This is a genomic window from Gemmatimonadales bacterium (assembly GCA_036279355.1).
Lineage (GTDB): Bacteria > Gemmatimonadota > Gemmatimonadetes > Gemmatimonadales > GWC2-71-9 > DASQPE01.
The window spans coordinates 163,552-184,115 of record DASUJH010000028.1 but is presented as its reverse complement, the minus strand read 5'-3'; the positions used below and the strand labels follow the sequence as shown (position 1 = coordinate 184,115).

Genomic DNA, 20,564 nt, shown 5'->3' with positions numbered 1-20,564 from the left:
CGATGCGCCCCCTGTTCCCGCTCCTCTTGCCGTCCCTGTTGCTTGCTGCCGCGTGCGCCAAGCCGGCCGACAAGTCCGCTACGCCCGCGGATACCACCGCGGCGCCCGCCGAGCAGCCGGCCGCGGCGCCCGAAGCGGCGCCCGCCGCGGCCGGTCCGCAGGCGATCGTCGCCGTACTGTATCGCCAGCCCAAGAGCCCGGCCGCGTTCGAGAAATACTACGCCGAGAAGCACCTGCCGCTCGTGAGCAGCCTCCAGAGCGAAATCGGCTTCACGAGAGCGGAGCTCACCAAATTCACCTCGACGCTCGATGGCAAGCACCCGACGTTCTACCGCCAGGCCGAGCTGTATTTCCCGTCGATGGACGCGCTCCAGAAGGGCATGGCCACCGAGGGATTCAAGAAGGTGGGAGCGGATCTCAAGAACTTCGCGACGGGCGGGCTCGAGGGCCTCGTGGCCGTCGAGACGGGCGACAGGAGCGACGCCGCGTGCCCCGCGCTCGTAGCCGTCGTGTATCACATCCCGAAGGACAGCTCGGCGTTCGAGAGCTACTACTCCGCCAACCATCTGCCGCTGGTGAGCCGCGTCCAGGGCGACATCGGCTTCAATCGCGCGGACCTCACCAAGTTCACCGGCAACCTCGACGGCAGCGCGCCGGCCGAATACCGCCAGGCCGAGCTGTGCTTCCCCTCGATGGACGCGCTCAAGAAGGGGATGGCCACCGACGGGTTCAAGCAGGTGGGCGGCGATCTCAAGAACTTCGCCACCGGCGGCCTCGTCGGCCTGATCGGGGAGCAGCAGTAGGCCGGGTGCCGCGCATCCCGATTCTGGCCTCCCGCCAGGGCTGGCACACCGATGAGCTGCGCCGCGCCCTGGCGGATGAGGGGCACGAGGGGGTCGTGGTTTGCTACGAGAGTATGGTGGCGCGCGCCGGGAGTCTGTCCGGGCTCCGAGCGGGTGGCAGTGAGGCGGGCGCGGTCGAGCTGGATGCCGCGCCCGCGGTGCTCGCGCGCATCGTTCCGGCGGGGTCGCTGGAGCAGATCATTTTCCGGGTGGACGCGCTCCACCGGCTGGAGGACCGCGGTGTGCGCGTACTCAATTCGCCCGGCGCCATCGAGCGCACGGTCGACAAGTTCTACACGACGTCGCTCCTCGAGAGGGCCGGGCTGCCGACGCCGGAGACGTTTGTCTGCGAGGATCCCGACGAAGCGATCGCATGCTTTCGCGCGCTGGGCGACGCGATCGTGAAACCGCTCTTCGGCTCGATGGGCCTGGGGATGGTGCGGGTGAGTGATGAGGAGACCGCGTGGCGCGTCTTCCGGGCCGTCGAACAGATTCGCGGTGTGTTCTATCTCCAGCGCACCGTGCCTCACACGGGGCGCGACGTGCGCGCGTTCGTGATAGGAGATCGGGTCCTCGCCGCGATCGAGCGCGCCGCGGACGGCTGGCGCACCAACGTGTCGCGCGGCGCGCGGGCGCGGCCGATCGAGCTGCCGCCCGCCTGGGCCGAGCTCGCAGTGCGGGCGGCCCGGGTGGTCGGCGCGGAGTACGCGGGCGTTGACCTGCTCCCGGCGGAAGACGGCACCGTGTACGTGCTCGAGGTGAACGGCATCCCCGGCTGGCGCGGTCTCCAGACGGCGACCGGCGTGGACGTGGCGGGTGCCCTGGTGCACCACCTGCTTGGGGCGAGCGTGCGCGGGTGACGCCGGAGAAGGTGCGGGCCGCCGCCGTGCTCGCGTGCCTCGTCGAGGCGAGCGCGGCCAAGCCCGGCAACGTGTCGCCGGGACGCCCGTTCCACGACACGAGCTACGAGGACTTTCTGGCGAGCGCTGTCGCGATCGGGCCGGCGATGGCGGCCGCAGGCGACGAACCCCTGGGCACGACGGTGCGCCGCGCGGTCGAGGCCACCCGCTGCACCACCGATCGCAATACGAACCTCGGCATCGTCCTGCTGCTGGCGCCGCTCTGCCGGGCCGCGCTCGCCACGCGGGAGCCCGGTCGCGGGCTCCGGTCCGAGGTTGCAGCCGCGCTCGGGGCTACCACCGTGCACGACGCGGCGGACGTGTACCACGCCATCCGGCTCGCTCGCCCCGCGGGGCTCGGCACCGCGGCTGCACAGGACGTGGCCCAGCCGCCGTCCGTCACGCTGCGCGAGGCGATGGCCCTCGCCGCCGATCGCGATTCCATCGCGCGCGAGTACGTCACCGACTTCGCCATCACCTTCGAGCTCGGCGCGCCGGCCGTGCGCGCGGCGCGCCGCGACGGCCTCACTTGGACGGATGCCGCGGTCGAGGCCTACCTTGGCATTCTCGCGGCCGTCCCGGACAGCCACATTGCCCGGAAGCTGGGTCGGGGCGAGGCGGAGCGCGTGTCCGGAATGGCCAGCGCCGCGCGGGCGGCCGGCGGCGTCCGCACCGATGCCGGCCGGGCAGCGCTCGCCCGGTTCGACGCCGAGCTACGCGACCCGGGCAATAGTCGCAATCCCGGCACCTCGGCCGATCTCACCGCGGCCGCCCTAGGCGTTGTTATCTTGGAGCAAGGCTGGCACTGATTCGGAGAGTGTCCCCGTGCAAAGCAGCTTTCGCGTCGAGGTGAACAAGGACTATCTCGTCTTCGCCTCCGCCCACTTCATCACCTTTCGCGGCCACCAGTGCGAGTCGCTCCACGGGCACAACTACCGAGTGGGCATCGCGGTCGAGGGCACAATCGACAACGAGTGCCTCTTCGTGCTCGACTTCAGCGTGCTCAAGAAGATGGTCCGCACGCTGGTGGACGAAATCGACCATAAGGTACTGCTCCCCACCCGGAACGCGAAGCTCGCGTTCCACGAAGAGGGCAACCGGCTCAGGGTCGACTACTTCGGGGAGCCGACCTACGTCTTTCCGCGCGGCGACTGCGCGCTGCTTCCGATCGCGAACACCACGGCAGAAATGCTCGCCCAGTATCTGGGCACGGCCGTGCGCGACCAGCTCCATCAGGCGGGGCACCGGCACCTCACGCTGCTCGAGCTCGAGGTGGAGGAAAACTTCGGGCAGGGCGCCACCTACCGCGAGGTGCTCGCCGCCGACTGAACCGCCGCACGCCGGCCGCGGAGCGCCGCCACGTCGGCTGCGCCGATCCGGCCGGTGTGCAGCGCGCTGGCCACGAGCGCACCATCGCACCCGGCGCCGGCCATCCGCTCCAGATCATTTCGCGTGCGCACGCCGCCGCCGGCCAGGAGCCGCGTGCGCGGACAACGCCGGCGCACCTGGTCGAGCAGCGCGAGATCGACGCCGCACCCCGCGCCCACTCGCGCGAGATCGAGAATGAGCACCGTGCCGACGCCGAGCTCGACCGCGTGGCCCGCGAGCTCGACGGGCGGCTTGGAGTCGGCAGCGTCCCGGCGCAGTGCCGGATGGAGAATCGGCGCGCCGTCCCGGAGGTCCAGACTCAGGACAACGCGTGATGTGCCGACGGCCTGGACGATGGCGGCGAGCTCCGCGAACGAGCGGAGGGTTTCGAGACCCACCACGACAGCCGTCACACCGCATGCGAGCACCTGGCGCGCACCCGCCGCGGTGCTCACACCGGCATCCACCAGCAGCTCGCCGCCCGCGCCGTCCACGGCCAGATCGGCGGCCAGGTCGTGGAGCAACGAGCGCTGGATCGGTTTCCCTTGAATGGCGTCGAGATCGGCGGCATAGCACGCCGCCGTGCCAAGCGAGCGCCAGTACGCCCGCGCCAGCGCGCGCGCATCGCCCGGCGCATCGCGGGCCGTGTCGAGTAGCGCCGACCGCACCGGCTGGTACGCCGAGCGGACGCCGCCCCGCGCATGCATCGCGACACCATGCGCCAGGTCGAGCACCGGTATGATTTCCATGTACGGGCCTCGGAAGGCGTGATGGATCGGATCATCGGGTGGGACATCGGCGGCGTCAACACCAAGGCGGCATGTGTCGCGCGGGACACACCGCTCCGATCGCTGGTGGCGCCGTTCGAGATCCAGCGCGACCCCGCCGGCCTCGCGCCCCTTCTGGTCGAGGTGTCGGCGCGGCTGGGCGCGGGGCCCGGCACCCACCACGCGGTGACCATGACGGCCGAGTTGTCGCAGCATTTCCGGACCAAGCGCGAGGGCGTCCGGTTCGTGCTCACGGCGCTCGATGCCGTAGCGACAGCGGAGCGGATTCACGTCTACGGTACCGACGGGCAGTTTCGCCAGCCGGCGGATGCGCGCGACTGTCCGCTCGCCGTGGCCGCCTCCAACTGGGTGGCAGGCGCGGCATTCATCGCTACCGAAATTGCCGACTGCATTTTCATCGATACCGGCACCACCACGACGGACGTCATCCCGGTCGTCGGCGGAGCCGTCTCCGCCACGGGCCGAACCGATCCCGCGCGACTCGCATCCGGCGAGCTCGTCTATACCGGCGCGCTCCGCACGCCGGTCGAAGCGATCGTGTCGCGGGTGCCTTTCCGCAGCGGGCTAGCGAGGGTCTCTGCCGAAAGATTCGCCCTCGCCGGCGATGTCCACCTCTGGCTCGGCCGGCTCGCGCCCGAGGACTACACCGTGCCGGCGCCCGATGGCCGCCCGGCCACGCGCGAATTCGTCCGCGAGCGCCTCGCGCGGGTGATCTGCGCCGACCGCGATATGGTGTGCGACAGCGACATCGACGCGCTCGCGGCCGCGGTGGCCGAGGCCCAGGTGGGAATGCTCCAGGACGCGATCGGTGAGGTGCGGGCGCGCGTGCCCGAGCTGCGCCTCGCCGTGACGGCCGGCTTGGGTGAGTTCATCGCCGCCGAAGCGGCGCGGCGCTCCGGGCTCGAGGTGGAATCGCTTGGCGCGCGGCTCGGCATGGACGCCGCACGCGCGGCGCCCGCCGCCGCCGTGGCCTTGCTCCTCGCCCGCTCGCGAACGGTCGCCGCGTGACGGGCGGCACGATGGCCAACCTGCGCGAGCTTCCGCTCACGGTGATCAAGTTGGGTGGCGGGCTGATGCGCATTCCGGGCGCCCTCGACCTGGCGGCCCGCGCGATCGCGTCAGCGGCGCGCCGGCGCCCGCTCATCGTCGTGCCGGGCGGCGGACCGTTTGCCGACGCTGTGCGGACGCTCGATGCCGCGCTCGGCCTCTCGCCATCCACCGCGCACTGGATGGCGATTCTCGCGATGGATCAATACGCCTGCGTGATCGCGGATCGGCTCGACGGCGGCTGCATCGCGTGGGAGCGCGAAGGGATTCGGGAGGCGCTTGCCGCGGGCAAGGTGCCGGTGCTCGCGCCGTTCCGCTGGATGCGCGCCGCCGACGTGCTGCCGCACTCCTGGGACGTGACCGGCGACAGCATCGCGGCCTTCGTTTCCGGCGCGCTCGACGCCGACCTCCTGGTGCTGCTCAAGCCGATTCCGGGCGGCACGGCGGACCTGGTGGATCGCGGGTTCAGTGAGGTGCTGCCGGCGGGAGTGCGCGCAGTGGTACTCGGGCCGGCGGAGCTGGACAGACTGGAAGAGGTGCTGGCGCGCTAGCGCGCCGCCGGCCTCACGCCGCCCGGGCCGCCGTGCGGAGCTGCACCACCAGCGCACCGACCGCCGCGAGCACGCGCTCGTCGCCTTCGCGCAGCAACGCCGCGAGGATGTGCTTGCACACTCGGTCGCGCCAGAGGTGATCACCGCAGTCGCAGCGCGGGTGCACCGCGCTCACGAGATCCACCCAATGCTCCTGGGCCCCGCCGCTCACGCGGTACTGTCCCACGCCAACCCGCTCGAGGTGCAGCTCCAGACCCCGCTCCAACCGATTGAAATCGACTCCGCCCGCTGCGGCGAAGTCGATGGCTACGTCCATCATTGCCCTGCTCCAGGTGACCGGTCCAACGCTTCGGAACGACGGAAATTTAACCGGACTTGAGGGCAGGAGGAAGCGGGCAGAGCCATGCTAAGTAGCTATGAGGCAGCATTTTACAGCGTCAGCGACCGAGCGTGCCCACCTTCCGCGCCCGCCGGGCCGACCGGCCCACCACCGGCCCGCTCGCGAGCCGTTCAGCGAGCTTGTCCGCCGGCATGGCGCGGCCCACCAGGTGACCCTGGATCTCGTCGCACCCGAGGCGGCGCAGGAAGGCGAGATGCGCATCGGTCTCGACGCCCTCGGCCACGACCTTGAGCTCGAGCGCGTGCGCCATCGCGATGATCGCCGCCGTGATCGCGGCGTCCTTCGGGCGGGTGACGAGATCGCGCACGAACGCGCGATCGATCTTGAGCGCGTCCACCGGGAAATGCTTGAGGTAGCTGAGCGAGGAGTATCCGGTGCCGAAGTCGTCGATCGAGAGCTGTACGCCCATCGCCCGGAGCGCGTGCAGCGCAGAAAGGGTCTCGTGCTCGCGATCCATCAGCGCACTCTCGGTGAGCTCGAGGCCCAGATGGCGCGAGGCGATACCGGTTTCCGCGAGCACCTCCCGGACCGTGGCCACGAGCGTGCCCTGCCGGAGCTGGCGGCTCGCGAGGTTCACTACGACCCGGATCGGGGGAAGCCCCGCCTGCTGCCAGGCCCGGTGCTGCGCGCACGCGGCGCGCAGCACCCACTCACCGAGCGGGCAGATCAGGCCGGTCTCCTCGGCGAGCGGCACGAACTCGCCGGGAAGCAGCAGCCCGAGCGACGGGTGGCGCCACCGCACGAGGGCTTCCGCGCCGGCCAGTCCGCCCGAGGTGGCGTCCACGATCGGCTGGTAGTGCAGCTCCAGCTCGTCGCCCTCGAGCGCACGGCGGAGATCGCCCTCCAGCGTGAGCCGGTGCAACGCGGCGGCGTTCATCGACCGGGCGTAGAGCTGATAGCCGTTGCCGCCCTGGCCCTTGGCCTGGTACATCGCCGTGTCGGCGTGCGCGAGGAGCATCGCGGCGTCCTCGCCATCGCCCGGGTGAAACGCAACGCCGACGCTCGCAGTCATGAAAATCTCGTGCGCCCCGAGGCGGAACGGCGGGGCCAGAGCGGCAAGCGTGCGGCGGGCGAAGGCTATCGCTTGGTCGGCCTCGTCGAGCCCGGCGAGCACGACGGCGAATTCGTCGCCGCCGAGCCGGGCCACGTCGATGCTCGGTGCGCCCGCCGACAGCACCGCCGCCGTTTCTTCGTCGGCCCTGGACGCGCGCAGCCGGGCCGCGACCTGGCGCAGCAACTCATCCCCCGCCTCATGCCCCAGCGTATCGTTGATGCGGCCGAAGCCGTCGAGGTCGACGAAGTAGACGGCCAGCTGCCGCCGGGTGCGCTTCGCGTCGGCGATGGCGGCATCCACCCGCGCGGTGTACGACGAGCGGTTGAGCAGCCCGGTGAGACAGTCGAAGTAGGCCAGCGTGCGTACCTGCTCGATCATCCCCGCATTGGCGAGCGCCACGGCCACCTGATCGGCCAGCCGGCGCGCCTGTAGCAGATCGTCGGGGGTGCACTCGAGCCCCGGCGCCCCGCCGAGCGCGAGTACGCCGGCGAGCTGGCGCTGGTAGCGGAGCGGAAGAATCACGAACGATTCAGCGCCCGCGTCGGCAATGGGCGCAAGCAGCGCCGGCCGGTCCTCCCCCGCATTCAGCTCGAGGATTTCGGGCCCCGTCGCGAGCTGGCGCAACTCGGCTCCGCCGAGTGCCACCGGCACCGGATATTGTCGCGCATCGCTGCCGCACACTTGGACCCTGCTCACCGGCGGCTCTGCGCGGTCCGGCGAGATCAGCGTGACACTGGCCGCGCGGCAAGGATAGACGTCGCCAATGCGCGCGAGCAGGGCGTCGACGACGGCCGTGCTGTCCGTCGCGGCGAGCACGGTCCGGTCGATCTCGGCCGCCGTCGCCAGCGCCTGGAACTGCCGGCCCAAGCGCATCGCCATGCCGTTGAACGAGTCGGCCAGCTCGGCGAACTCGTCACGGCTCGACACTTCCACGCGGCTCTCGAAGTCCCTGAGCGCGATCCGACGGGTCCCCTCCTGCAGCCGCTCGAGCGGCACCAGGCTGCGGCGGATCTGGCTTACGCTGAGCAGCAGCACCGCGAGCGTACAGAAGGCGACGATGAGGAGAAACGTCGGCTGGAAGTCCGTCATCGGCTCCATCACCGCGGCCTGCGACTCGCTCAGCACGAGGGTCCAGTTCTGCGCGGCAAAGGTCTTCTGGAGCACGATGGGCCAGTGCACCGACAGATACGGCCGCCCACCGATGGTCGATGCGAACGCGCCGCGGGTCAGGGTGTCGACCACGATGCCGTCGCGCGACGCGGTGCTGGTCGGCCTCGGTGCGAATCCGGTGAGTACCGTGCCCGCGTCGTTCACCACCGCCATCGCGGTGCCGGGCGACGGCATGCTCTCCTCGTGGGTTCCCCAGAGGTATTCCGGGCTGATTTCGCCCACGAAGAAACCGGGCGGACCGCCGGCGCGGTCGAGCGCGCGCAGCATGTAGACGTGCGCCCCGTGCTCGCCCCGTCCGGTGCGCAGGAGTGTGCCGCCGGCGAGCACGTCGGCGCTGTCGGCGTCGTCGAGCGCCGGGATCGCCGTCAACCGGCCGAAGATCGCAGTGTGGCGGCCCTTGGGCCCCCACCACTCGAGTGCCGTGAAGCGGCGGCGCGCAAGCAGATCGATGCCGGCGGCGAGCAGATGCGCCGTCTCGGGATCCTGCGCGGGAGGTGCGGGCTTCACGCGGCGAGGCGCAGCCTCCGCTCGCCGCATCGCGATTCCACCGAGCGCGATTCGCCCGTCGGCGCGCGCGCCTTGCGTGCGGTTGCCCGCGATGTGGACCGGCCGGCGCGCGGGCTCGTACCGCGGCGCTCTGGGGGTCCTGGGCGGATCCACCAGCTCGGCCACGGCACGCGGCGGCACGTTGCGGAGCGTCGACTCGAGCAACAGCAGGCGCTCGAAAATCGCGCGCGCGAGCGCCTCGTCGCTCTCCAGCAGCCGGCGCTCGCTCTGGGCCTCGAGCTGCCGCGTCATGTGCCGGAAGGAGAGCGCAGCGAGGATCCCGATCGGCACGAGCGCGCAGCCGACGAATAGCGCCAGAAGGCGCCGGCCGAAGCGGCTGCGGAGTGGACCCGATCGGAGCACCATGCTGGGAGGGACCGCCCGCGTCAAAGGGTATTCAAGGAAGGAACGACCCGCCGAAGGCAAGGGACATGCCCCCCGGGGCGCCCGCCGTAAACCTCAGGCTGGAATCCACTTACCCTGCCGAGTCGGTGCGGTGGGAGCGGGCCGGTGTGGGACTTTGCAGCGCGTGCGGTGGTGGGCTATCCGATATGGGCTCTCGGCCCGGGCGGTGGCTCGACCGCATCGAGCAGCGACCTGAGGGCGCGCACCCGGGGCCCGGAGAGCGTCCCCCTGCGGCCGCCGTCGCACGCGGCGCCGCGCACGCCGAACACGTCCGCGTGGACCGCGGCGAGAACGGGGACATGCTCGGCGCGCAGGCTGCCGGCAAGCGCGGCGAGGAGGCCCGCAGCGTGCGCCCGCGCCACCCAGCGCCGGAGCTCACGCAGGTTGCGCCAATCGAGGAGGCTCCGCCCATCCTTGCGCGCGGTGTCGAGCAGCACGCCCGCGGTGCCGGCCGCCGCGGCCGCGTCGACCAGCGCATCCGTCGCGCGACTCCCATCGCTCGCGTCCACGTAGGCTGCGGCAATGAGGCGCGGTGATGCGGGAAGCTCGCGCGCGACGCGGACGGCGGCCGCGAGGATGTGCGTGAGATATCGCTGATCCCCGTCCGCACACCCCGCGCACGCGAGCTTCACGTAGAGCGGCGCCGGTCTGGCGCGAAGCGTGAGCGCCGCGACGCGAGCCTCCGCCTCCCGTGCACTCGCAGCTTCGCCCAATGCGACGCTCAGCGGAACGTCCGCGGGCACCACCCGGTCGATGGCGCGAAGCGCGGCCCGGCTCACCGCGCCGAGCGCGCCTTGCGCCGGATCTTTCGCATCGATCACGTCCGCGCCGCCGGCGAGCGCCGCCGTCGCCTCCTCAGCCGACCGGACGCTCACGAGGAGTTGCATGCGCTGCGCTCCCTTGTGAGATGCTAACACAATGGTATGTTGGCCCTTAGAAGCCAAGGTGACGAGCGGTCGGGGAGGTGCGGCAATGGCGAGGGTTGGCGAAGGGGGGGCGGTGGCCGGGCAGCTCGCGGGCAAGGCGGTGCTCGTGACCGGCGCATCGAGCGGCATCGGGCAGGCGATCGCCGTGGCTTGTGCCCGCGCCGGTGCCGACGTCGCAGTCACGTATCGATCAAACCGCGCCGGAGGGGATGCCGCGGCCGATCAGATCCGGGCCCTCGGGCGTCGTGCCGAGTTGTTGCCGCTCGCGCTCGAGGACGAGAAGAGCATCGCCGCGCTGCCCGATGCCATTCGCCGGACCTTCGGCCGGATCGACGTCTGGATCAACAACGCCGGCGCCGACATCCTGACCGGCGCAGCCGGGCGCCGCGCCCGAGTCGACAAGCTCGACGAGGTGCTCCGCGTCGATCTCCGCGGCACCGTGCTCGCCTCGTGGGCCGCGGTGGACCTGATGCGCTCGCAGGGTGACGGCGGTGTCATCCTCAACATGTCGTGGGACCACGTATCCTTCGGCATGGCGGGCGAGAACCCGGGCCTCTACGCCGTCGCCAAGGGCGGCGTGCTCGCCTTCAGCAAGTCGCTCGCGCGGGACGTGGCGCCGCATATCCGCGTCAATGTCCTGGCGCCGGGCTTCATCGAGACGGCGTTCGGTGAGGTGGCCGACGAACGCTGGCGCGGCCACGTGGTGGGCGTCACACCGCTCGCGCGCTGGGGCACGCCGGCCGACGTGGCCGGCGCCGCGGTCTATCTCGCCTCCGACGAGGCCGCGTTCCTCACCGGCCAGACGATCATGATCAACGGTGGCGTCGTGATGTGACGGCGCCGTGACTGCACCAAGGAGACTGCCATGCCGACGACGAAAGAGCGCACCTACAATGAATCCGAAATCGCGGAGCGCCTGCAGGCGCTGCCGGGCTGGTACTACGAGGACGGCTGGATCCGCCGGGTGTACAAGACCGACGGCTGGCCTACCACGCTGATGCTGGTGAACGCCGTCGGCTACCTGGCCGAGGCCGCGTACCACCACCCCGATCTCAGCGTCACGTGGGGACGGTTGATCGTGAAGCTGCAGAACCACGCGGCGGGCGGGATTACCGACAAGGATTTCGAGCTGGCCCGCAAGATCGAGGACGTGGTGCTCTGGCGGCCGACCGGCGGCGCGCTCGAGGGCACGCCGAATAAGTGGGTGAGGCCGGGGGAGCCACGATAGGCGACTCCGCTGGCGGCGCGGCCGGCGTGGCACCGCTCGGCGCGGACGCGCCCCGCCGCGTCCTGTTCGTCACCGGCAAGCTCGCCGAGGCCGCCCTGCGCCGCACGCTCGCCGCGGCGCAGTTCCCCTTCGCGGCCGACGTGGCGGTCATGAAGATCACGGTCGCGGCGCTCATGACGACGCCGTGGATCGCGCGCTTTCTCGAGGTCCCACCGAATACCGACCTCGTCCTCCTGCCCGGTCTCGTCGAGGGTGACACGGCGGTGCTGGAGGAGCGGGTCGGCGTGCGGGTGGAGAAGGGGCCCAAGGATCTGCGCGAGCTGCCGCGCCACTTCGGCCAGGCGGGCCTGGCCGCCGAGTACGGCGCCTACGACATCGAGATCCTCGCCGAGATCAACAACGCACCCAAGCTCTCGCGCGAGGAGATCCGGCACGCCGCCGCCTACTTCGCGGCGAGCGGCGCCGACATCATCGACGTGGGCTGCACGCCCGGTGTCGCCTTCCCCTCGCTCGGTGACGTGGTGCGGGAGCTCCGCGCGTCCGGGCTCCGCGTAAGCATCGATTCGTTCGACCCCGAGGAGATTCGTAGTGCTGTCCGCCACGGCGCCGAGCTCGTGCTCAGCGTGAACGGCTCGAACCTCGATGTGGCGCGCGAGGCGGCGGAGCACGGCGCCCGCGTCGTGGTAATTCCTGACTTCGGTGCCGGACTCGACACGCTGGACCGCAACATCGAGCGGCTCGACGCCTGGGGCGTTCCCTGCCTCATCGATCCGGTCATCGAGCCGATCGGGTTCGGCTTTCTCGCTTCGCTCGAGCGCTACGCCGAGGTGCACCGGCGCTATCCGGGGCGCGGGCAGATGATGGGCATCGGCAACATCACCGAGCTCACCGCGGCCGATACCACCGGGGTGAACGCCATCCTCATGGCGATCGCCCAGGAGGTGGGCGCGCGCGCGGTGCTCACGACCGAAGTGATTCCGTGGGCGCACGGCGCCGTGCGCGAGGTGGACATCGCCCGGCGGCTCATGCACTATGCCATCGCCGAGCAGCGGATCCCGAAGGGCGTGGACGACCGGCTCGTCACCGTGAAGGACCCGGCCGTCCTGGCCTACACGGAGGCCGAGCTGCGCGAGCTGCAGGCGGCCGTGACCGACCCGAATTTCCGGATCTTCACCGACCGCGACACGATCACCGTGTTCAACGACGAGCTGTTCGTGCGCGGCACCGACATCCAGGAGATCTTCACGCAGCTCGGCGTGGACGAAGCGACGCACGCATTCTATCTGGGCCGCGAGCTCATGAAGGCGCGGCTCGCGATCACGCTGGGGAAGACGTATCGCCAGGAAGGCGCGCTCTCGTGGGGGTATTTGACACCGCCCGACGACCGGCGCTCCGAGCACGTGAAGCTCACCCAGCGGTCGCATCGCCGCCGCTCGGCCGCGGCTGACGCGGAATGAGCGGCGCGGCGCTCCCGCTCGCGGTCCGCCTCGAGGGGACGCCCGACCCCGCCGATGCGGCGGAGCGGTTTCTCGACCTCCCCTGGCCAATCCTCCTCGACAGCACGGCGGAGCACGCGCGGCTCGGGCGCTACTCGTTCCTGTCGGCGGATCCGGCCGCCGTCATTCGCGGGCGCGGCGCCCGGAGTGAGCGATTCGACGCCACGGCTGGAGCGTGGACCGCGGTCGCCGATGAGCCGCTTGCCGCCGTGCACGCGATGCTCGCGCCCTTCGCGTCCGAACCGATGCCAGGGGTACCCCCGTTTCAGGGCGGCGCCGCCGGATACATCGGTTACGACTATGGCCGCGTGCTCGAGCGGCTCCCCACCCCGCGCTTCGATGACCTCGCCATACCGGACGTCGTGCTCGGCCTCTACGACTGGGTGCTCGCCTGGGACCACGAGCAGGATGCGGCGTGGATCATCTCGACCGGCCTGCCGGAATCGGGCGGGGAACGCGCGCGGCGTGGCGCCGAGCGGCTCGCGATGGTCCGTGCGAGGCTCGAGGAGAGTAGCCCCACTGCGACGACGCACAGTGGGCGCCGTCCGGCCCCCGCCCGGCCGCAGTCGCTCGCCGGCCCGGGGGCGCCATCGTATCCGGTGGTCGGAGTCGAGCACGCGGAACAGGTCGGACTCCGGTCGACGTTCACCCATCGGGGCTATCTCACCGCGGTGGCACGGGTGCGGGAGTACATCCTCGCCGGCGACATCTTCCAGGCCAATCTCTCCCAGCGCTTCACGGCGCCGCTCGACGAAGCACCGTTCGCGTTCTACCGGCGCCTACGCCGGACCAATCCGGCGGCCTTCGGCGCGTACTTCGACATCGGCGGCGCCCAGGTCTTGAGCGTCTCACCCGAGCGGTTTCTCCGGCTCCAAGGCCGGCGGGTCGAGACTCGCCCCATCAAGGGCACCCGCCCGCGCGGACTCGGGCCGATGCACGACGCGCTGCTTGGCCTCGTGCTCGAAGAGAGCGACAAGGACCGGGCCGAGAACGTGATGATCGTGGACCTGCTGCGAAACGATCTGTCACGCGTCTGCCTCCCCGGCACGGTGCGGGTGCCGGAGCTGTTCGCGCTGGAGCAACACCCGACGGTGCACCATCTCGTGTCGACCGTCGTGGGCGAGCTCGAGCCCGGCACCGACGCTGTGGATCTCCTGCGCGCCACCTTTCCCGGAGGGTCGATCACCGGCGCGCCCAAGGTGCGCGCTATGGAGATCATCGCGGAGCTCGAGCCCTCGACGCGCAAGATCTATTGCGGCTCGCTCGGATACCTGAGCGTCTCCGGCACCATGGACACGAGTATCGCCATCCGCACCGCCGTGGCGGCCGGGGGCCGGATGTATTTTCAGGCCGGCGGCGGCATCGTGGCCGACTCGGACCCGGAGTCCGAGTACCGCGAGACGCTGGACAAGGCGTGCGGCATCATCCGGGCGTTGGCGGAGCGATGATCCTCCTCATCGACAACTACGACTCGTTCGTCTTCAACCTCGCCCGTTACGTGCGGGAGCTGGGTGCCGAGCCGGTAGTGCGCCGCCACGACGCGCTGAGCCTCGACGAAATCAAGAGGCTCGCGCCGTCGCATGTCATCATCTCGCCGGGGCCCTGCTCGCCGGCCGAGGCGGGAATCTCGACTGAGCTCGTGCGCCGCTTCGGCCCCACGACGCCCATCCTCGGCGTCTGCCTGGGCCACCAGTGCATCGGCGCCGCCTACGGCGCCGAGATCGTGCGGGCCGGGCGTCCGCAGCACGGGAAGACGTCGCGCGTCCACCACGACGGCACCGGCATCTTTGCCGGCCTGCCGAGTCCGCTCACCGCCACCCGTTACCACTCGCTCGTCATCGCCCCCGGATCGTTGCCGGCTTCACTCCGCGTGACGGCGCGCGCGGAGGACGGCGAGATCATGGCGGTCCAGCACGCGGAGCATCCCGTGACCGGCGTGCAGTTCCATCCCGAGTCGGTGCTCACCGAGTATGGGTATCCGATGCTGGCCCGATTCCTTCACGGCCACGCCTCGCCCGACGCGCTGCCCCCAACGGCCGACGGCGGCCTCGGCCTCTCGGGCCTGGGCTACCAGCCCTCGCGCGAGGGACTCGATCGGCGGAGCGCGCCGCGGGCGCACGAAGCGCCCTGGTACGCGGCGCCCCCGCCCCGGACGCCTGGCGAATGACGCTCATCATCGAGAGCATCGTCACCTCGATGGACCCGGCCGGCACGGTCAATTTCGCGCCGATGGGTGTCGAGTGGGGCGAGGACGTGATCGTGCTGAAGCCGTTTCTCGAGACGACGACGTTCCGCAACCTGCGCGCGACGGGTGCGGCGGTGGTGAACACCACCGACGACGTGCTGCTCTTTGCGCAGAGCGCCATCGGGAGCCCCCGGTTTGCCGCCGAACCGGCGGCGCGGGTGCGCGGCGTGGTGCTCGCCGCGGCCTGCTCCTGGCGGGAGCTCGAGGTCGCCGCGCTCGACGACACGCCGCCGCGCTCGCGGATCGAAGCGCGGGTGGTGCACCGCGGGGTCCGGCGGGACTTCATCGGCTTCAATCGCGCGCGCCATGCCGTGCTCGAGGGAGCGATCCTCGCGACCCGAGTGCATCTGTTGCCGGCGGCGCAGATCCGCGGCGACTATGCGCGGCTCGAGGTGCTGGTCGAGAAGACCGCCGGGCCGCGCGAGCGGGAGGCGTGGGTGCTGCTTCGCGCGTACGTGGAACGCGCACTCGCCGGGTCGGCCGGGTGAGCGGCCGGCCTGCAACGGGCGGACGCGTCTTCGTGGAGGCGCCCGCCCGTCTGCACTTTGGCGTGCTCGACCTGCGGGGCGACCTGGGGCGCTGGTTCGGCGGGATCGGCGCCGCGATCCCGACCCCGTCGCTCCTGCTCCAAGCCGAGACCGCCGACGCGATCGAGGCCGAAGGTCCGGACGGCGGACGCGCGGCGGAGTTCGCCCGCCGCTATCTCGCGCGCACTGGCGTCCGGGGCGGTGCCCGCATTCGCGTGCACCGCGCTATCCCCGCGCATGCCGGGCTCGGCTCGGGAACCCAACTCGCCCTCGCCGTGGCGCGCGGGTTGGCCGAGTTGTATGGCCTGCCCACGTCGGCCCCCGACCTTGCGCGGGCGGTCGAGCGCGGGCGCCGCTCGGCGATCGGCACGTGGGCGTTCGAGGCCGGGGGCTTCATTCTCGAAGGGGGCCGGCGGGCCGGCTCGAACGAGGTGGCGCCGCTTTTGGCTCGGCACCCAATGCCCGCGTCGTGGCACTATGTGGTGGCGGTGCCGGATGCGGCGTCCGGTCTGAGCGGAGCGGCGGAGGCCAACGCGTTCCGGGGTCTCCCCGCGCCGCCGGCATCGGAGGTGGAGCGCGTCGCGCATGAAGTTCTCATGCGGCTGCTGCCGGCGGTCGCCGAGGCGGATCTGACGGCATTCGGCGAGTCGCTCTCCATCATTCAGCGGATCACGGGCGGCTGGTTCGCGCCGGCGCAGGGTGGGGTCTTTGCGCCCGGGCAGACCGCGCGCTTGGTCCGATATCTGGCCGACGGCGGGGCCGCCGGCGTGGGGCAAAGCTCCTGGGGTCCAACTGTTTATGCACTGACGGATGGCGCGGCGCGCGCGGACTCGCTGGCCGCCGGCGCCCGCAGCCAGGTGGGCGCGGGAGGTCTTGTCGTGAGCGGCACCTTTCAGAACCACGGGGCCCGAGCCTGGCCGGCCGGATCGAAGCCGTTGGCTGATTGACAGTTCGGGAACCGGGCGATATAGTGGAGCCCCAAGTCCGCATAAACATGTAGAAGCCGGAGTACCCGAGGTCGTCTTTCCCCTCATCGTCAGACGTGGGCGGCGGTTTGACCAAAGGTGTGATCGCGGGTTTCCCGTGCGGCCGGTCTGGCGCAACGGCCCTTTTAGGCGTACATCAATGTCATGCCTCCAGCGAGGCATGCATCCAACCGGTTCCATGCCCGCGTACCCGAGTTTGTGGCCCGGCCCCCGAGGCCGCGCGGCGGGGCCGGTGATCGAGCGGAGAACTCCGGCTGCTCGGTCGTAAGGGCCCCGGCAGGTGGGCGCGGGTTTCCGGGGTACCCGCGCCGCACCGAGTCGAGGCGGCAGAGCGCTCCACCGCAGCACGCTTCACGCAGCACGCTTCACGCAGTGCACCACCCACAGCGCACCACCACGCAGGGCAACGCAACACCACGTAGGTGCTGTACAGCAGGAGAATCACCCTTCATCCTGAGGTCAGTTATGAACCGCATTACCCGGCAGGTGTTGTCCGGCGTCGCTGCGAGCCTCGCGTTCGCGGCCGTCGCCAACGCCCAGGCACGCGGCGGGGAGTGGACCCGCAACGCGCCCGAGGGCGACTGGCAGATCACCGGGCGTGATTACAGCTTGCAGCGGTACAGCCCGCTCAAGCAGATCACGACGGCGAACGTGAAGGACCTGAAGGCGGCGTGGACCATGTCGACCGGCACGTTGCGCGGTCACGAGGGCAACCCGCTCGTCGTCGGGAACGTGATGTACGTGCACACGAGCTTCCCCAACATCGTGTACGCGCTCGATCTGTCGAAGCCCGGCGCGCCGCAGATCTGGAAGTACGTGCCCAACCAGTCGCCCGACGCGATCCCAATCGCCTGCTGCGACCTGGTGAACCGCGGTCTGGCCTACCATCCGAGCGGCAAGCTCTACATCAACCTGCTCGAGGGTGAGCTCCTGGCGCTCGACGCCAAGACCGGCAAGGAGCTGTGGAAGGTGAAGCACCCCGATCACTCGAACGCGGGTCCCGAGGCGACCGGCTACAAGCAGGGCGCCACCATGACGGTCGCCCCGATCGTGATCAAGGACATCGTGATCACCGGCATCTCGGGCGGTGAGTTCGGCGTCCGCGGCCGCGTCTCGGCGTTCGACGCCAACAGCGGCAAACATCTCTGGACCATGTACAGCACGGGTCCGGACGACGAAGTCGGCATCGAGAACGGCGTCGCCAATGCGAACTACGCCTCGCACAAAGGCAAGGACCTCGGCGTCTCGACTTGGCAGGGCGACGAGTGGAAGCACGGCGGCGGCACCACGTGGGGCTGGTACTCCTACGACCCCGAGCTCGACAACCTGTATGTCAGCACCGGCAACCCGGGCACCTGGAATCCCGATCAGCGGCCGGGCGACAACAAGTGGTCGATGACCATCTTCGCGCGCAAGCCGGAGACGGGCAAGGTCGTCTGGGCCTACCAGATGACGCCGCACGATGAGTGGGACTATGACGGCGTCAACGAGAACGTGCTCTTCGAGCACGGCGGTCAGAAGCTCCTGGCGCACTTCGATCGTAACGGCATCGGCTACACGATCGATCGCACCAACGGCAAGCTGATCGTGGCCAAGCCCTTCGGTCCGGTCAACTGGACCACGGGCGTGGATCTCTCCACCGGCATCCCGAAGAAGGACCCGAAGTACGGCACGACCTCGAAGCACAACACCGAGGGCATCTGCCCCGCGGCGATCGGCTTCAAGGACCAGCAGCCCTCCGCGTACTCGCCGCTCACCGGCTACTTCTACGTCCCGGCGAACAACATCTGCATGGACTATGAAGGCGTCGAGGTGAAGTACTCGGCCGGCCAGCCGTACGTCGGCGCGATCGTGCGCATGTTCCCCGGCCCGGGTGGCAATCGCGGCCGGTTCATTGCGTGGGATCCGATGGCGGGCAAGGTGGTCTGGGAAGACAAGGAGAACCTGGCCGCGTACGGCGGCGTGCTGACCACCGCCGGCGGTCTCGCCTTCTACGGCACCATGGAAGGCTGGCTCAAGGCGGTCGACCAGAAGACCGGCAAGCTGCTGTGGCAGTTCAAGACGCCGTCCGGCATCATCGGCAACCCGATGACCTATCTTGGCCCAGACAAGAAGCAGTACGTGGCCGTGCTTTCGGGCATCGGCGGCTGGGCGGGCATCGGTGTGGCGGCCGGCATTGGGGCCGAGGACCCGACGGCGGGCCTGGGCGCGCTGGGCGCGTTCGGCGACGCCGGTCAGTTCACCAACCAGGGCGGCGTGCTTACGGTATTCTCGCTCTAACCCGCAGGACCCTCGGCCGGCCGGTGGCATCCCCACCGGCCTCCCGACGGGGCTAGATTGGAAACACACGCGACGGCGCCGGAGTGCTGACCGCTCCGGCGCCGTTCGCGCACCACGGGGTCTGGCGCGCCGGACCGAACTAAGGCAGGCCGACCCCACAGATTGGGTGGACGGATGGGATACAGAATGTCACCGATGCTGCGTCGGATCGGGGCCCTGGGCGGCGTCGCGGCGGCCGCATTGATCGTAGGCGCCGGCACTGCCGGCGCCCAGGAGGAGACCGACCTCCGCCCCGGACCGCTGACACCGGGCGTCCTTCGCGTGTGTGCCGATCCCGATAACATGCCGGAGTCCAACCAGAAGGGCGAGGGCTTCGAGAACAAGATCGCCGAATACATCGCGGAGAAGTGGAATTCGCGCCTTGAGTACGTGTGGTGGCCCGTTCGCTTTGGCTACTTCGGGCGCGGCCTTAATGGGGGCTACTGCGACCTGATTGTGACCGCACCTGCCGGGCTCGACATCGCGGCCACGACCAAGCCATACTTCCGCTCGACCTACTTCTTCGTGTACCGAAAGGACAGCGGTCTCAACATCACCTCGCTCGACGATCCGGCGCTCAAGCGGCTGAGGATCGGCGTAAACATGATTGGGAGCGATGGCGATGCCGCCCCCCCTGCCGCTGCGCTCAAGTCGCACGGCGTGGTCGGCCTCGTCGGGTTCCCCACCTTTTTTAGTGAGATCCACCGGCCGGAAGACATCATCAACGCCGTGGCTGACAAGAAGATCGACCTCGCGATCGTCTGGGGACCCGTCGCCGGCTACTTCGCGGCCAAGGCGCCGGTGCCACTGGTCCTTCACCCAATCCCGGACGACAGCACCACCGGGATCCCGTTCGCCTTCAGTATCACCATGGCCACGCGCCGCAAGGATCGCGAGTTTCGCGACAGCGTGCAGACGCTCATAGACCACGACCGCCCCGAGATCGAAGCCATCCTGCAACAGTACAAGGTGCCGATGCTTCCGATCCCGGCGGATTCTACCACCACCCGAACCGGCGCGATCGGCGATACGACGGCCGCCCCGGGCAAGTCGGGACACGCCGGCGCGTTCTGACGCATGGGTGGTCGAGCCCATAACCCTGGCTCTTTTCCTCTGAAAGGACTGACCGTGAGATGAGCACTCCCCGGACCTCGCCGCTCGCCCGATTGCTGGGCGCCATGGCCGTCGCCGTCCTCTTTGTGGTCGGCGGCGCCCGGGCGGCGCATGCCCAGGAAGTACACGACAAGTACCATCCCCAGCCGCTCGATACGATTTCGGTGGAGGCGTATCAGGGCTGGAAGCAGTTCGAGCTCAATTGCGCGCGCTGCCATGGGGAATACGGTGTGGGCAGCTCGTTCGCGCCGGCGCTGGTGAATTCGCTCAAGGACGACGGGCCGATCCCCACCAAGGCCATCTTCGTAGCCACCGTGTGTGCCGGCCGGCCAGCCAAGGGGATGCCCTCCTGGTGCGCGCTCGGACTCGAGCCGGAGAAGATCAACAACATCTACGCGTATCTCAAGGGTCGCGCGGACGGCAAGATCCACATCGGAAGGCCGGCCGTGAAGTCAGGCGCCTGACGCGCTTCGCCGGGGCGCCTGTCGCTGCCGGTGCCGGAACTCCGCCGGCTTGCGATGAACCGAACGAGGGGCCGCTCTTGGAGCGGCCCCTCGTCGCGTTCGGGGGTCGGTAGCGCGCGATTGACCGAGCGATGTGATGCAGATCACGGTCCCGTGGTGCGGCGCGTCGGACATTAGGGCCCATAGTTCA

The 20,564-nt window shown here is 70.1% G+C and carries 20 protein-coding genes; 16 read left to right on the top strand and 4 right to left on the bottom strand.

Annotation, left to right across the window (positions count from 1 at the left end; genetic code table 11):
- Window positions 1–2 precede the first annotated feature (2 nt).
- Genes VFW66_08370 through VFW66_08355 form a run of 4 tightly spaced genes read left to right on the top strand, consistent with a single transcriptional unit; the run spans window position 3 to window position 3,070 of the window.
- A complete protein-coding gene (locus VFW66_08370; protein HEX5386697.1) occupies window positions 3–803 on the top strand; it encodes an EthD family reductase in 801 nt (266 codons plus the stop codon).
- A 5-nt stretch (window positions 804–808) separates the two neighbouring features.
- Window positions 809–1,702: a RimK family alpha-L-glutamate ligase gene (locus VFW66_08365; protein ID HEX5386696.1), complete on the top strand. Its 894-nt coding sequence runs from the start codon at window positions 809–811 to the stop codon at window positions 1,700–1,702.
- Window positions 1,699–2,550 (top strand): triphosphoribosyl-dephospho-CoA synthase, encoded by an 852-nt coding sequence (locus VFW66_08360; protein ID HEX5386695.1) that lies wholly within the window; start codon window positions 1,699–1,701, stop codon window positions 2,548–2,550. The genes VFW66_08365 and VFW66_08360 overlap by 4 nt, the downstream gene beginning before the upstream one ends.
- 16 nt (window positions 2,551–2,566) lie before the next feature.
- Window positions 2,567–3,070 (top strand): 6-carboxytetrahydropterin synthase, encoded by a 504-nt coding sequence (locus VFW66_08355; protein HEX5386694.1) that lies wholly within the window; start codon window positions 2,567–2,569, stop codon window positions 3,068–3,070.
- Here VFW66_08355 and VFW66_08350 read toward each other — a convergent pair.
- On the bottom strand, window positions 3,043–3,858 hold the full coding sequence (locus VFW66_08350) for a HisA/HisF-related TIM barrel protein (protein ID HEX5386693.1): 816 nt from the start codon (window positions 3,856–3,858) through the stop codon (window positions 3,043–3,045). The genes VFW66_08355 and VFW66_08350 overlap by 28 nt on opposite strands.
- Before the next feature lie 21 nt (window positions 3,859–3,879).
- Between VFW66_08350 and VFW66_08345 the strand changes: the two genes are divergently transcribed.
- Complete coding sequence (locus tag VFW66_08345) at window positions 3,880–4,905, top strand: hydantoinase/oxoprolinase family protein (GenBank protein ID HEX5386692.1); 1,026 nt, start codon at window positions 3,880–3,882, stop codon at window positions 4,903–4,905.
- Window positions 4,902–5,495 (top strand): hypothetical protein, encoded by a 594-nt coding sequence (locus VFW66_08340; protein HEX5386691.1) that lies wholly within the window; start codon window positions 4,902–4,904, stop codon window positions 5,493–5,495. The genes VFW66_08345 and VFW66_08340 overlap by 4 nt, the downstream gene beginning before the upstream one ends.
- A gap of 13 nt (window positions 5,496–5,508) precedes the next feature.
- Here the strand turns inward: VFW66_08340 and VFW66_08335 are convergent, their stop codons facing one another.
- From VFW66_08335 to VFW66_08325, 3 genes are all read right to left on the bottom strand, one after another.
- The gene (locus VFW66_08335; protein ID HEX5386690.1) at window positions 5,509–5,814 is read right to left on the bottom strand and encodes an SWIM zinc finger family protein; all 306 of its coding nucleotides are present in this window, start codon (window positions 5,812–5,814) and stop codon (window positions 5,509–5,511) included.
- 118 nt (window positions 5,815–5,932) lie between these two features.
- Window positions 5,933–9,031 (bottom strand): EAL domain-containing protein, encoded by a 3,099-nt coding sequence (locus tag VFW66_08330; protein ID HEX5386689.1) that lies wholly within the window; start codon window positions 9,029–9,031, stop codon window positions 5,933–5,935.
- A gap of 176 nt (window positions 9,032–9,207) precedes the next feature.
- Window positions 9,208–9,957: a (5-formylfuran-3-yl)methyl phosphate synthase gene (locus VFW66_08325; protein HEX5386688.1), complete on the bottom strand. Its 750-nt coding sequence runs from the start codon at window positions 9,955–9,957 to the stop codon at window positions 9,208–9,210.
- An 85-nt stretch (window positions 9,958–10,042) separates the two neighbouring features.
- Between VFW66_08325 and VFW66_08320 the strand changes: the two genes are divergently transcribed.
- The 10 genes from VFW66_08320 (at window position 10,043) to VFW66_08275 (ending at window position 20,374) form a co-directional block, all read left to right on the top strand.
- Window positions 10,043–10,831 carry an SDR family oxidoreductase gene (locus VFW66_08320; GenBank protein ID HEX5386687.1) on the top strand — a complete coding sequence of 263 codons (789 nt, stop codon included), beginning with the start codon at window positions 10,043–10,045 and terminating at the stop codon, window positions 10,829–10,831.
- Window positions 10,832–10,861: 30 nt separating this feature from the next.
- The gene (locus tag VFW66_08315; GenBank protein ID HEX5386686.1) at window positions 10,862–11,224 is read left to right on the top strand and encodes a 4a-hydroxytetrahydrobiopterin dehydratase; all 363 of its coding nucleotides are present in this window, start codon (window positions 10,862–10,864) and stop codon (window positions 11,222–11,224) included.
- Window positions 11,225–11,250: 26 nt separating this feature from the next.
- Window positions 11,251–12,681 (top strand): DUF6513 domain-containing protein, encoded by a 1,431-nt coding sequence (locus VFW66_08310; protein HEX5386685.1) that lies wholly within the window; start codon window positions 11,251–11,253, stop codon window positions 12,679–12,681.
- On the top strand, window positions 12,678–14,168 hold the full coding sequence (pabB, locus tag VFW66_08305) for an aminodeoxychorismate synthase component I (GenBank protein HEX5386684.1): 1,491 nt from the start codon (window positions 12,678–12,680) through the stop codon (window positions 14,166–14,168). Before VFW66_08310 ends, pabB begins: the two co-directional genes overlap by 4 nt.
- Window positions 14,165–14,887 (top strand): aminodeoxychorismate/anthranilate synthase component II, encoded by a 723-nt coding sequence (locus tag VFW66_08300; protein HEX5386683.1) that lies wholly within the window; start codon window positions 14,165–14,167, stop codon window positions 14,885–14,887. The genes pabB and VFW66_08300 overlap by 4 nt, the downstream gene beginning before the upstream one ends.
- Window positions 14,884–15,453, top strand: coding sequence for a DUF447 domain-containing protein (locus tag VFW66_08295; GenBank protein ID HEX5386682.1), 570 nt, complete (start codon window positions 14,884–14,886; stop codon window positions 15,451–15,453). Before VFW66_08300 ends, VFW66_08295 begins: the two co-directional genes overlap by 4 nt.
- Window positions 15,450–16,439 carry a beta-ribofuranosylaminobenzene 5'-phosphate synthase family protein gene (locus VFW66_08290; GenBank protein HEX5386681.1) on the top strand — a complete coding sequence of 330 codons (990 nt, stop codon included), beginning with the start codon at window positions 15,450–15,452 and terminating at the stop codon, window positions 16,437–16,439. The genes VFW66_08295 and VFW66_08290 overlap by 4 nt, the downstream gene beginning before the upstream one ends.
- A gap of 504 nt (window positions 16,440–16,943) precedes the next feature.
- Complete coding sequence (locus VFW66_08285; GenBank protein HEX5386680.1) at window positions 16,944–18,758, top strand: methanol/ethanol family PQQ-dependent dehydrogenase; 1,815 nt, start codon at window positions 16,944–16,946, stop codon at window positions 18,756–18,758.
- 195 nt (window positions 18,759–18,953) lie between these two features.
- Window positions 18,954–19,871, top strand: a complete 918-nt coding sequence (locus tag VFW66_08280; GenBank protein HEX5386679.1) for a quinoprotein dehydrogenase-associated putative ABC transporter substrate-binding protein — start codon at window positions 18,954–18,956, stop codon at window positions 19,869–19,871.
- Between the two features lie 59 nt (window positions 19,872–19,930).
- Window positions 19,931–20,374 (top strand): c-type cytochrome, encoded by a 444-nt coding sequence (locus VFW66_08275; GenBank protein HEX5386678.1) that lies wholly within the window; start codon window positions 19,931–19,933, stop codon window positions 20,372–20,374.
- Window positions 20,375–20,564: the final 190 nt, after the last annotated feature.